Origin of the sequence: Providencia sp. PROV267, from assembly GCF_028477825.1 — a bacterium.
GTDB lineage: Bacteria > Pseudomonadota > Gammaproteobacteria > Enterobacterales > Enterobacteriaceae > Providencia > Providencia stuartii.
In genome coordinates, this window is the sequence record NZ_JAMPLX010000001.1 from 95,787 (window position 1) to 109,184 (window position 13,398).

Annotated in this window: 11 protein-coding genes; 9 read left to right on the forward strand and 2 right to left on the reverse strand. The window is 41.7% G+C overall.

Annotation, left to right across the window (positions count from 1 at the left end; translation table 11 throughout):
• Positions 1 to 39 precede the first annotated feature (39 nt).
• Both PR709_RS00420 and PR709_RS00425 read right to left on the reverse strand, forming a co-directional pair.
• Complete coding sequence (locus tag PR709_RS00420; protein ID WP_272570684.1) at positions 40 to 3,375, reverse strand: SEL1-like repeat protein; 3,336 nt, start codon at positions 3,373 to 3,375, stop codon at positions 40 to 42.
• A 393-nt stretch (positions 3,376 to 3,768) separates the two neighbouring features.
• Positions 3,769 to 4,698, reverse strand: a complete 930-nt coding sequence (locus PR709_RS00425; protein ID WP_014656279.1) for a DMT family transporter — start codon at positions 4,696 to 4,698, stop codon at positions 3,769 to 3,771.
• 99 nt (positions 4,699 to 4,797) lie between these two features.
• Here PR709_RS00425 and PR709_RS00430 point away from each other — a divergent pair, with 99 nt between their 5' ends.
• From PR709_RS00430 to cvpA, 9 genes are all read left to right on the forward strand, one after another.
• The gene (locus PR709_RS00430) at positions 4,798 to 5,589 is read left to right on the forward strand and encodes an AraC family transcriptional regulator (RefSeq protein WP_004921194.1); all 792 of its coding nucleotides are present in this window, start codon (positions 4,798 to 4,800) and stop codon (positions 5,587 to 5,589) included.
• Between the two features lie 132 nt (positions 5,590 to 5,721).
• Entirely contained in the window at positions 5,722 to 6,852 is a 1,131-nt protein-coding gene (pdxB, locus tag PR709_RS00435; RefSeq protein WP_040133500.1) for a 4-phosphoerythronate dehydrogenase PdxB, read from the forward strand.
• A gap of 100 nt (positions 6,853 to 6,952) precedes the next feature.
• On the forward strand, positions 6,953 to 7,963 hold the full coding sequence (locus tag PR709_RS00440) for an aspartate-semialdehyde dehydrogenase (RefSeq protein ID WP_014656277.1): 1,011 nt from the start codon (positions 6,953 to 6,955) through the stop codon (positions 7,961 to 7,963).
• Positions 7,963 to 8,778 (forward strand): tRNA pseudouridine(38-40) synthase TruA, encoded by an 816-nt coding sequence (truA, locus tag PR709_RS00445; RefSeq protein ID WP_004921188.1) that lies wholly within the window; start codon positions 7,963 to 7,965, stop codon positions 8,776 to 8,778. Before PR709_RS00440 ends, truA begins: the two co-directional genes overlap by 1 nt.
• Before the next feature lie 128 nt (positions 8,779 to 8,906).
• Positions 8,907 to 9,593 (forward strand): DedA family protein, encoded by a 687-nt coding sequence (locus PR709_RS00450; RefSeq protein ID WP_036943938.1) that lies wholly within the window; start codon positions 8,907 to 8,909, stop codon positions 9,591 to 9,593.
• Positions 9,594 to 9,752: 159 nt separating this feature from the next.
• Positions 9,753 to 10,736, forward strand: coding sequence for an acetyl-CoA carboxylase, carboxyltransferase subunit beta (accD, locus tag PR709_RS00455; protein WP_036943936.1), 984 nt, complete (start codon positions 9,753 to 9,755; stop codon positions 10,734 to 10,736).
• Positions 10,729 to 12,018: a bifunctional tetrahydrofolate synthase/dihydrofolate synthase gene (gene folC / locus PR709_RS00460; protein WP_204351367.1), complete on the forward strand. Its 1,290-nt coding sequence runs from the start codon at positions 10,729 to 10,731 to the stop codon at positions 12,016 to 12,018. Before accD ends, folC begins: the two co-directional genes overlap by 8 nt.
• 5 nt (positions 12,019 to 12,023) lie before the next feature.
• Positions 12,024 to 12,704 carry a cell division protein DedD gene (dedD, locus tag PR709_RS00465; RefSeq protein WP_004921181.1) on the forward strand — a complete coding sequence of 227 codons (681 nt, stop codon included), beginning with the start codon at positions 12,024 to 12,026 and terminating at the stop codon, positions 12,702 to 12,704.
• A gap of 179 nt (positions 12,705 to 12,883) precedes the next feature.
• Positions 12,884 to 13,387: a colicin V production protein gene (gene cvpA / locus PR709_RS00470; protein ID WP_004921179.1), complete on the forward strand. Its 504-nt coding sequence runs from the start codon at positions 12,884 to 12,886 to the stop codon at positions 13,385 to 13,387.
• Positions 13,388 to 13,398 lie beyond the last annotated feature (11 nt).

Below are 13,398 nucleotides of genomic sequence, written 5' to 3' on the forward strand. Positions count from 1 at the left end.
AATATAATCAACATTAGCACCCTCATTGCTGTAATTAACTTATTTATTCGTATTTTTGTTATCAAAATAATCTTGTACACGTGTTTTGATAGCTTCACGTTGTACATCTGTTAGCGTATTAAACATGGTGACATTATCCGTATCTTTATTGAGAATTAATGCATAGTAATAAGCTTCATTGGTATTTCCGTTTAGGATATGTGACTCATAAAGTTTTTCTAAAGCAATTTCAGGTTCATATTTTAATAAATATTGATACATCTCAATTGCCTTATCTAGATCTCGCGGCATATCGTAAAAGCCTTCGAAATAGATATCAGCAATGCCGATTATATGTTCAGTAGGAAGAGTAAGCTCATTGATAATCTTCTCATCAGCACTTTCCCTCATATTGAGATATTTTTTGAGATATTGAGTAGTACGCTTAAGATTTTCATGATTGACATCAAGGTGAGCATAATAAAAATTATATAGATATTTAGCTGCTCTGATATCACCTTTTTCATAAGCCTTTTGAGCATAATCTAGAGCCTTTTGGGGATTTTGGGTTGTGTAATATTCTGACAATAACATGAGAACATCATCACGATTTTTAGACTGTGACTCCAATAATTCTACATACGCTTTCTCATTTATCGGGCGACGGAATATATAACTATACTGTTCGGTTCCATCTCTATAGGCAGTAAGTAAAGAGTTAAATGCAAGATCTGAAATGATAGGATCGCTTGAGCCTAATCCCTCATGTAGAAATTGAATCATAGACTGGTAGAGTTCAGGGTTTGCAGCGACTTTTTTATTATTTACAGCTAAAGACGCAAAGTGTACTTTAGAATATAAGTCATTTTTCAAGGTTCCCGCTGAGTACAATTCACGCTTTTTGCCATCATTCGTAATGATTTTATCAAGCTCAGGAATAATGATATTTAAATCTTTTTTATCAAGTAATTTGTTATACCAATAGGCCGCAGCAGTATGTTGTTGTTGCTCAATATACCAATGAGAAAGTTTTAATGTCGCATTAATATCATTATTTAAAGCCGGTAATACCAGTGTATTATAGCGAAGCAGTTCATCTTCCTGACAACATGCGAGAGGGTATTGTTTTAGCCACGAAATAGCTTCATACCAATTAGGTTCTGCGATCCAGCGATTTTTTTTATAATCATAAATACCATTTTGCAATGACCTAATATATGTGTAAGCAGATTCTTGATGGCCTTGTTCTCCTGCGGTTTTAAAAAATTGCCTCGCTTTTAAATGATCAATGCTGGCGCCCCGACCATATGTGTGTGCAACGCCTAGTTGATAATTAGTGGTGGCATCTTTATCTTTTAATGTATATTTCTCATCAAACTTATCCATTTCAGCGAGATAGCGCTCACCATCTTTACCTGATTTCTTCAATAATTCACGCGCTTTCGTTCGGTTCGCATTAACAAGGTGTAACCCATATAAATAATTTAAGCCTAAGGTGAGAGCAGCAGATTGATTCCCAGAGGCGATCTGCTTGCTATAATAGCTCATGATTTTAGCTCTGTTTTTTTCAAGCTGACCTTCATCCTCATAATAGGACCATAATTCATGTAATGCTTTAGCACTACCTAAGTTTGCTGCTTGATCTAGATATTTAAGCCACTTAACATTGTCTTCTTTTTGCCCATATTTACCAAATCGATAGACATCGGCTAGCCTGTGGGCGGCTTCGGCATCATTATTGTTGTATTGATTGAGTAGCTCATTGAATTTTTGTTGTTCTTTTTCAATAAGCTTCATATCGGATTCATAATTAAGAAATTCATAATTATCCGGTGTAATATGAATGCGCTTATAATATTTAAGTGCTTTTGAATAGTCTTTTTCGACGCCAAATTTACCATATTGGTAGCGATAACCAAGTTCGGCTAAACAGCGGTTACTTCCTTGGTCAGCGCATTTATTGTGCCACATCCAACGATCATCATTCGTTATCCCCGTGAGTTGGTCAAATTTATTATCATCAAAAAGAGTTCCGGGTAGACGGTCATCATCGACTTTACCATGAATAATAAACAGCATTGCATCAATGGAACCCAGTTCTGCGGCTGTAATTATGTCTTGATAATGTAATGCTAAAGCCTTGTCATCAATTGTATTCTTGATGCTCATACGGTTAACATTCGCTATGGCATATTTAAACTTTGCGTCAGGGTTTTGCTTTAATAGAGGTTGAATAGCTGATTTTACTTGCTCATTATTAAGTGACTGTTCAACAAGAAATTGAATTGTTCCAGGATAGTCAAGAAAGTGTTTAAAGAGCAAGTTATAAGCGTTTTGACGCTCTATTGTGGTGAGATAATGATATTTTTGATCCGCTTTTAAAGTTGATAAAATAAGGTAGGCGGCTTGTTCTTTTTCGTGTTTTTCATATTTTATTAGCGCTAATGCATGATGTATATTCGCATCAGTAAAATAATGACTTGCTTTATTGTATAAGGAAAAAGCATATTCTCTATTATTAATCGGATCTTGTTCTAAAAGGTAGTCTGCATAGTAATGCGCTAAGCTATAATCTGGAAACAAGGCGGACTTATTTCTTTCAACACTTTCTCTGAGTATATCCATAACGAAATCTTTTCCAATTTCATCGGATACATCAAATTGAAAATAGAGTCGTGCTAGTGCATATTGACTATCTTGTACCAATTTATCATTCGTAATATTTTCTTGTAAAAGACTGATCGCCTTTTTTAAATTTTGCTCTGTACCTAGCGCTAGAGCGTACTTTTTTGCGAGATCATAGTTGATTTCTGCTGATGGTGAGATTTCACTAGCTTTTTGAATTAGTTCAAATGATTTTTCAGGATTATAAAAATGCTTTCTATAGTCTGCATAGAGGTTTCCTACAGTGATCAGTGTTTTTGGAGAATTCGGATATTTTTCTAGCAGCATATTGATATATTTTTGGGCTTGACTATCAAGATACTTCCCTGGTGCATTATAAAGGTTGGTTGATTGGTCAATCATTTCGATTAATGCATCTTGATGCCCAAGTTCGGCAGCTAGCTGAAGGTATTTTTGAGCCTGCAATTGATCGGGTTTTAAACTTTTTCCATATTTGTCACCATTATAGATTTGATACAGTAAATAAGCTTTTTTTGCATAATGATCGTCAACAATCATTGAGAAAATAGTAGGGAGATTAACCGTTGATGATAAGTCATTATTGGCACTTTCGGTCAGTGATATTAGATCCTTTTGGGGGGAATCGGATTGAGAAAATGCATAACTAGGTGATAGTGGTGATATCTGACTTATTGATGGAATAAAACTTAGGCTTATCAATGCAGTTAAAAGCACAGTCGGTGTTATCAGTGGCTTAATATTAGGGAGCATGGTTATCCTTTTTCATATTCATCATAAATCAAGTTGTACTATTATTTTAAACGCGATTACTTATATATTACCAATGCTAGTTTACAGTTGTTAACGCTTGGGGTATTAAAGAATAAACTGATCTTTTTCAGGAAAACCTGAAGCAAAAATTGCGTCAGGTTGTTTTAGCCAGCATGCCGTGATTTGCACGATATCTAACGGCAGTGGAATAAAAAATTTCCTTTTCCTGATAATATTAATTGCTTAGCGAATAACTTGTCCAAAACGGAATGTTTTGCTTATTTATATTTAGTTCAAACTATTCTAATTAATAGGTCATAATAAAAAACATAGCCCCACAAGTGTGGGGCATATGGATTACGACATTGCATTGCTTGAAGCTTAATTTTACTGCTAGGAGTCGTTTAAGCAATCTTTTTTCTGCTCAATTTTTTTCTTGCTCTTAAAAAGATGAGTCAGAGGGGTACGTAATTGCTGTGCTAACATAACACCTAATAATACCACGCCACCACCAATTAAATGGTAGCTTTGCAGCTCTTCACCGAGCGCAAAGATAGCGATGATTGCTGTAAATACTGGCGCTAAATTCATAAAAATCGAGGTCGTATTGGCGCCTAGGCGCATAACCCCTTGGATCCACAATGCAGGTGCGAGGATAGAGGCTGCAATACCCGCGAAGGCCACAAGACCAATGTTGTGACGGTTAAGCGACACGTCATCTGCCAATAAGAAATTGGGAATTAATAAAATAACGCCAAAGAAAACTTGTACATACAGTGAATCCCAACTTGATAATTGAATAGCCCAACGCTTAGTTAAGACGCCATATAAGGCATAAGCGGCAGAGGCAATCAACATCAACAGTTCACCGGTGCCTAATCCTTGGGAAAAGAGCGTTGCAGGGTTACCTTGGCTGACTAACCAAGTTAAACCCGCCAGCGATAACAGAGTACCGATAAAAATACCAACGGTTGGGATCACTCGCAGGACAAAAATACTGATGACAACGGTTAATAATGGGATTAAGGAGTTCATAATTCCCATAAAGGTTGCACTGACAGAATGAGCGGCATAATAGGCTAAGCTTTGGTAGAGCATCATACCCAGCGCCCCTAAAATGGCGAGTTGCCACCAATGTTTTCTGACTATCGACCAGTGACGCAAGACAGAGCGTAGCACAAATGGAGTCATGACAAGCAGAGCTAATGCCCAACGGTAAAAGGATATTGCGGCGGGATCGATAGCGGTTGCCGCGGCTTTATTCACTATCGCATTCATTGACCAAAGTAAAACCGCTATTAGCGGAAATAATAAATTTTTCATTAAAAGTTTCTCCCTAATGAGTGGCGTTAGTATACCGTTGTCAGATTTTTTATATATACTGATATCCAGACATTCGATAACGGTTTTCAGACAACATTTATGCAACAAGATCAAAAATCACCAACATGGCTGATTAATGAATGCAATATTATCGAACCTGCATTCATTGCATTGCGCCATGAACAAATTGATACTCAAAGCGAGTACAAATCGCATTCCCATCCATTTGGTCAATTGTTATATGTGGTGTGTGGCATTATGGAAATGGAAGTCGAAGGCAAACACTACCTTGCACCACCGGAATTTTGTGTTTGGATCCCCGCAAATACACAGCATGCAAGCTTTAATAAGCAGAGTGTGAAATTTCGTATTATCGATTTCGCGCAACGTTTTAGCGATAAATTATCATCCCGTGCTGGTGTGATTAAGCTCAGTCCTATCTTTCAAACAATTATGGCCGATCTTTATCAAAGGGGGGTTGTCGAGCCACAAACGGAGGAGGACATACGATTAGCCAGTGTACTGATTGACCAATTTGCAGTGTCACCTTGCCAAAAAACGTATCTGCCTATCACCAAAGATAAATTCTTATCGCCAATCCTAGCGTCTTTGCAAAAAGACCCTTCCGATAACACCACACTTGCGGATTGGGCAAAACGGAGTTACACCTCAGAGCGTACATTGTCGCGTCGTTGCCAGCAAGAGCTGGGAATGTCGTTTAGCGAATGGCGTCAGCGTTTACGCTATTTGCACGCCGTTTCTGCACTGGAACGAGGGAAAAGCGTACATGAAGTCGCACTGGATGTTGGCTATAGCTCAGCGTCTGCATTTATTGCGATGTTCCAACAGATCTCAGGGGTAACACCCGACCGTTTCCGTGCGAAAGAATAGTGAAATCACAGTAATCGCACATAGGCAATGTGCGTGGAACGTGGCAAAATAAGCACTCATAAAATGAAACAACCATACAGTAGTTTGTATGTTGATCATTGAGCATACAATGACATGATTGGGGCGAATAAAGTGAAAATTTTGGTTGATGAAAATATGCCGTATGCTCAGCAGTTGTTTAGCAAACTGGGTGAGGTTAAAGCCGTACCTGGGCGTCCAGTACCTGAAGTTGAACTTCTGGATGCAGATGCGTTAATGGTACGTTCGATAACAAAAGTTAACCGAGCACTATTAAGTGAAACGCCTGTCAAATTTGTTGGTACTGCCACGGCAGGTTTTGATCATGTAGATACGGCATGGTTGAAGGAAGCCAATATCGCCTTTTCTTCGGCTCCGGGGTGTAATGCCATTGCGGTGGTTGAGTATGTTTTTTCGGCCTTATTGATGCTTGCTGAACGTGACCATTTCGATTTGCGTGATAAAACGGTCGGTATTGTTGGTGTCGGGAATGTGGGTGGACGCCTCGCTAACCGATTATCCGCTTGGGGAGTGAAAACGCTTTTATGTGACCCGCCTCGTAAAGCAAAGGGGGAACAAGGGGCGTTTTTACCGCTGGAAACCTTGTTAGCTGATGCGGATATCCTAACGTTCCATACCCCATTGAATATGGATGGCGCAGATAAAACCTATCATTTAATGGATGCTGAACGCTTATCTAACTTACGTGATGGTACGATTTTAATTAATGCGAGTCGTGGTGAGGTTGTTGATAATCAAGCACTATTGTCTTTGTTAAAGCAAGGCAAAAACATGAGCGTTGTGTTAGATGTTTGGGAGCCAGAGCCTAATTTAGACACTGAATTATTAGAATGGGTAGATATTGGCACACCGCATATCGCAGGTTATACCTTAGAAGGGAAAGCGCGCGGTACGACTCAAGTTTATGAAGCGTACTGCCAATTTTTAGGTCAACCGGACCGTATCGCGCTATCATCGTTATTACCGAAACCGGAGATCAGCGCCATCACTTTTCTCGGTAAATTAACGCAAAGTCAACTCAAAAGGTTAGTTCATCTGGTGTATGATGTGCGTCGCGATGATGCCGCACTACGTGAAGTAGCGGCAATCCCTGGTGAATTTGACAAATTACGTAAACACTACCAAGAACGCCGTGAGTGGTCCTCTCTTGAAGTGCACTGTGATGATGAACAAACGGTATCTCAACTTGCTGCACTGGGTTTTAATGCACATTTAATTAAGTGATCACAGCGTGTCTCGATAAAGGTTGGTGAATGTAACATCAACCTTTTATTAAGACGCGTAGATGATTTCATTTAATGGTTATATTTTTGGAGAAACAGCAATGACTGAAGGTTGGAATATTGCGTTATTGGGAGCCACCGGGGCTGTCGGTGAAGCTATTTTAGCATTATTACAAGAACGCGAGTTCCCTGTTGGCGAATTGCATCTATTGGCGAGTGAACGAAGCGCTGGAGAAAGCCTGCGTTTTAATAATAAAAGTTATCAAGTTCAAGACGCTACCGATTTTGATTGGTCACAAGCTCAAATCGCGTTTTTCGCCGCTGGGGAAGAAGCCAGTTTATATTATGCAGAGCGTGCCGCCCAAGAAGGGTGCATCGTGATTGATACGAGTGGTGTATTTGCGCTTGAACCTGACGTACCTTTAGTTGTTCCCAGCGTGAACCCTCATGTGCTTGCTGATTACCGTAACCGCAATATTATTGCACTAGCGGATAGTTATGTAAGTCAGTTACTTAGTGCGACGAAGCCATTGATTGAAGCGGCGGGTATCGGCCGTATCACCTTAACGAACATGTTGTCTGTTTCCTCCTATGGCAAAGCGGCTGTTGATGAGTTAGCGGGGCAGAGTGCTCGCTTATTAAACGGTATTCCTGCGGAAGAAGGGCGTTTTAGTAAACAATTGGCGTTTAATATGTTGCCTATGCTGGCAGATATGGAAGGCAGCGTACAGCAAGAACGCCGTTTAGTTGAACAAGTCAGAAAAGTTTTACAAGACGATGGACTACCTGTTGCGGTGAGTTTTATTCAATCGCCTGTGTTTTATGGCAATGCTCAAGTGGTGTATCTCGAAACATTGCGTCCTGTTGGAGTAGAAGAAGCTCGAGATGAACTGGAACGTTTTGATGATATTCAGGTCTCAGAAGAAGGTGATTATCCAACTCAGGTCACTGAAGCATCGGGTAATGATCGCTTAAGTATTGGCTGTATTCGTAATGATTATGGTATCCCTGAAATTTTGCAATTTTGGTCGGTGGCCGATAATGTGCGTTTCGGTGGCGCTTTAATGGCAGTGGAAACGGCTGAAAAACTGGCTCAGGAGTTGTTTTACTGATGTCAGAGTCAACTAAGTTGTCTCGCATTGCGTTAGGCATCGAATACAATGGGAGTCGTTATTATGGATGGCAGCGCCAACAGGAAGTGAAAAGTGTGCAAGGCTGTCTTGAAGACGCTTTGTCAAAAGTGGCGAATCATCCGATTAATGTATTTTGTGCAGGTCGCACGGATGCAGGGGTTCACGCAACGGGGCAGGTGGTGCATTTTGATACCCCTGTGATCCGCAAAGAAGCCGCATGGACAATGGGAGTCAATACCCATTTGCCAGAGGATATTGCGGTACGTTGGTGTAAACCTGTCGATGAAGAGTTTCATGCGAGGTTTAGTGCAACAGCACGCCGTTACCGTTATGTCATCTTTAATCACCGTTATCGGCCAGCGATTTTGTCCAGTGGAGTGACACATTTTCACTATCCACTAGATGAAAAAAAGATGCATGAAGCGGCGCAAGCTCTGTTGGGGGAAAATGATTTTACCTCATTCAGAGCAGTCCAGTGTCAGTCGCGGACACCTTGGCGTAATGTGATGCATGTGCAAGTCACACGTCACGGTAATTATGTCGTGGTGGATATTAAAGCCAATGCTTTTGTTCACCATATGGTCAGAAATATAGTGGGAAGTTTGCTAGAAATTGGCTGCGGTAATCAGGATATTAATTGGATGGCACAATTGCTCGAACTAAAAGACAGAACGAAAGCTGCGGCAACTGCCAAAGCTGATGGTTTGTATTTAGTATCCGTTGATTATCCTGAAAAATTCGCTTTACCGTCGAATGTGATGGGGCCGTTGTTCTTAGCGGACGAACTGATGTGAATCTAATTTTATATACTCTAAATAATTTCAGAAGCAGCTAGGTGACTTGTGTGGATGTGCAGAGTCAACAGTGCCGTCATTGAAGGTATCATGAGTATAGCATGGATGCTATTGATAATGAGGTTTGTATGGAGTTTATCAGTTTTATTATCGACTTTATTTTGCATATCGATGTCCATCTAGCAGAGTTAGTTGCTGAGTATGGTGTATGGGTGTACGGTATTTTATTTCTGATCTTGTTTTGCGAAACTGGGCTGGTCGTTACCCCATTTTTGCCGGGAGATTCGCTGCTGTTTGTCGCAGGGGCTATTTCCGCGTTAGATAGCAATGATTTAAACGTACATTTAATGGTCGCATTGATGATTACAGCCGCTATTCTTGGTGATGCTGTTAATTATGCGATCGGGCGTATTTTCGGCGATAAACTGTTTAAAAACCCGGATTCAAAAATATTCCGTCGTGTTTATCTGGAAAAAACCCATGCTTTCTATGAGAAGCATGGTGGTAAAGCAATTATTTTGGCTCGTTTTGTGCCGATTGTTAGAACATTTGCGCCATTTGTTGCGGGAATGGGCAAAATGTCTTATCGTCATTTCGCCTTTTATAATGTGACAGGGGCGTTATTATGGGTACTGTCATTCACTTATGCAGGTTATCTGTTTGGTGATCTACCCGTTATACAACAGAATTTGAAATTATTGATAGTGGCAATTATCTTTATTTCAATTCTTCCGGGGGTGATCGAAGTGATTCGTCATCGTCGTGCCGCCGCGAAAGAAAAACGTGTTGCGGTTGAAAAAAGTGATAATCCATAACGGATTTAAAAGTTTTTATCCACAGTGGTGTACCATTGTGGTTTAATGGCACAAAATTACATACTGGCGTTTTACCTGAGTGAGTTGATGTGGCAATTATTTTTGTTGCTTGAATTCGCTAAGGAAAGTCAGAGATCAATCAGACGAAAAGGTCCATTAATGAGCTGGATTGAAAAAATATTAAAAAAAGGTAACTTGACCCAATCAAACAAAGTCAACATCCCAGAGGGTGTTTGGACAAAATGTGATAGCTGTGGGCAAGTCCTCTATGGGGCTGAATTAGAGCGTAACTTACAAGTATGCCCTAAATGTGATCATCACATGCGTATTCATGCACGCCAGCGTCTTGAAGCTTTCCTCGATGAAAACTCGACAACAGAACTAGGCAGTGAGCTTGAGCCAAAAGATGCGCTGAAGTTCCGTGATTCCAAAAAATATAAAGATAGACTCTCAGCGGCTCAAAAAGAGACCGGTGAAAAAGATGCTATCGTCGTAATGAAAGGAACGTTAAAAGGGATGCCAGTTGTCGTGGCGGCTTTTGAGTTCTCTTTCATGGGAGGCTCTATGGCTTCCGTGGTAGGTGCACGTTTTGTGCGTGCGGTTGAACAAGCTCTAGAAGATAACTGCCCATTGGTTTGTTTCTCTGCTAGTGGCGGTGCGCGTATGCAAGAAGCGCTGTTATCACTGATGCAAATGGCAAAAACCAGCGCGGCATTGGCCAAAATGCAAGAGCGTGGGTTACCTTACATTTCTGTGTTAACTGACCCAACCATGGGGGGGGTTTCTGCAAGTTTGGCGATGCTAGGTGATATCAACGTGGCTGAACCAAAAGCGCTGATCGGTTTTGCAGGTCCTCGCGTTATTGAGCAAACTGTGCGTGAAAAGCTACCTCAAGGCTTCCAGCGTAGTGAGTTCTTACTGGAAAAAGGGGCGATTGATATGATTGTTCGTCGCCCTGAAATGCGTGATACCTTGGCAGATGTATTGGCAATGTTGACTAACAAGCCAAGTTTTAATACCACTGAAGATACATTAGTCGTCGAAGAAGAGGATGTGAAAATCGATATCGCCAGTGACGATGCTGTCATCGATGCTCCTGAGCAAGTAAAGGACTCTGCTAAGCATAAAAAAGATGATGAATAATCAGTTTACAATCCCTAATGCCGAGTCTCCGCTGGAGGCTTGGCTCTCTTATCAGACAAACTTGCACAGCCAAAATATTGATATGGGGTTAGAGCGAGTTGGCTTAGTCGCCCGCAAAATGGGTTTAACACAACCCGCACCTCGCGTCATTACCGTCGGTGGTACTAATGGTAAAGGTACAACCTGCCATACAATTGAATCTATTTTGATGGCTGCCGGTCTGAAAGTCGGTGTTTACAGCTCACCACACCTTGTTCGTTATACGGAACGTGTTCGTATCCAAGGTTCGGAATTGGCCGAGTCCGACTTTTGCCGTGCCTTTGCTGAGATTGAACAAGAGCGAGGCGATATTTCTTTAACCTATTTTGAATATGGCACGCTGGCGGCATTAACGTTATTTAAGCAAGCCTCATTGGATGTCGTGATCCTTGAAGTGGGTTTAGGTGGTCGCTTGGATGCGACGAATATCGTCGATGCAGATGTCGCGGCGGTGACCAGTATTGCACTCGACCATACCGATTGGTTAGGGTCAGATAGGGAACATATCGGTTTTGAGAAAGCCGGTATATTCCGCGGTGGTCGCTATGCGGTTGTCGGTGAACCTGATATGCCTCAGTCAATTGGTCAACATGCCGAAAATATCGGTGCGTTGCTGTTTCGTCGGGATAAAGATTGGTCATTTGAACAACAGCATGATTGTTGGGCATGGCAGAGTCGTCAATGCCAATGGCTGAATTTACCACTACCTAATGTGCCGTTAGCAAATGCAGCGACCGCATTGGGGGTGATATGTTGCCTTAAAGAGATTGATAGCCAACTTGCGATTAAAATCACTGATCAGGCAATTCATGACGGCTTGCGATCGGCTCAGTTACCGGGGCGCTTCCAAATTATTGGTGAAAAGCCATTAATGATTTTGGATGTCGCGCATAACCCGCACGCTGCTGGATATTTGATAAACCGCTTAGCACAACTGCCTGCTGTGGAAGGGCGTCGTGTCAGAGCCGTGGTGGGAATGCTTGGAGATAAAGATATTCAAGGTACACTCACCTGTTTATCAGAGCAAGTGACGGATTGGTATGTGGCTCCTCTTACTGAGTTTCGTGGGGCGCCTGCCTCGCAGTTGAGTCAATATCTTGATTCACCACAAGTATTTGATTCAGTCGATGACGCGTGGCAAAAAGCGTGCCTTGATGCAACAGATAACGACATCATTGTTGTTTGTGGCTCATTCCATACGGTCGCTCACGTAATGATGTTGTTAGAAAATTCAAAAGGATAAAATCGGTGGCGAGTAAATTTCAGAATCGTCTTGTCGGTGCCATTGTTTTAATCGCGGCGGGGGTCATTGTATTGCCTGCGCTACTTGATGGCGATAAGAAATATAATGAAAATGAATTTGCGGCCATTCCTATTATTCCTAAACCTGGTGATGAACAGGATATCGAAGCTATTGCACCGCTGGCACAAAATCCGGCGTCAGGCCAAGCTTCTGAGGCTATGCTGTCAGAAGCGATTTCCGAGCAGAAGCAGGAGGAGCAACAGCGACAGCGTGAGCAACAAGCCGCTGCAAATTCTGCCTCTCAACCTCAAGAGGTACCGAATATCCCTGCTGAGGCACCTAAACAGGTGGAGCCAAAGCCTGAACCTAAACCAACGCCAAAACCTGAGGTTAAAGTAGAGCCGAAGCCAAAACCTGAGCCTAAGCCAGAAGTACAGGCCCCACAAGGTAAAGCTTTTGTGGTACAGCTTGGGGCGTTGAAAAATGCAGCAAAAGTTGAGGAAATTGTCGCAAAATTGAGGTTGTCAGGGTATCAGGTTTATACCGTACCTTCACGGCCAGTCAATGGGCAACTGACGCGAATTTTTGTCGGACCAGAAGCTTCAAGGCAATTGTTAGAAGGCGCACTACCTGAGCTACGTTCAATCACGGGGCTACAGGGAGAGATTAGGGCTTTTAAGCCATGATATTAAAATAGGAATATCACAAAAAGCCTGAGCTTTTAATCAATTACAGCGGCGAAGATGAATTTTTCTTTTCGCCGCTGGTTTTTTTAAATTGTATGTAAATTGGTTACGCAAACGTTTTCGTTTTCTGTTAGAATGCACTCCAGCCACTGCCGTGGGTGCGAATTTTGGAATAAGATATGGTCTGGTTAGATTACGCAATTATTGCCATCATTGGCTTCTCGGCATTGGTAAGCCTGATCCGTGGGTTTGTTCGAGAGGCGTTGTCACTAATCACATGGGGTTGTGCTTTTTTTGTGGCTAGTACATTTTATCCTTACTTGGCGGAATACTTTACGCGCTTTGAGGATATACTGGTACGAAATGGTATCGCCATTGCAGCATTATTTATCGCGACATTAATTGTCGGTGCTGTTGTGAACTATGTCATTAGTTCTCTGGTTCAAAAGACTGGCTTATCGGGTACAGATCGTGTTCTGGGGATCTGCTTCGGAGCGTTGCGTGGGGTATTGATTGTATCGGCATTACTCTTTTTTCTCGATACTTTTACGCCCCTACCTCAAAGTGAGGATTGGCAACGTTCGGAACTTATTCCGCAGTTCAGTCATATAATCAGGTGGTTCTTTGACTACCTGCAAAATGCGTCAAGTTTCCTACCGGAGAATATTTCTCCGTCTGGCTGATGAGGAAAGAC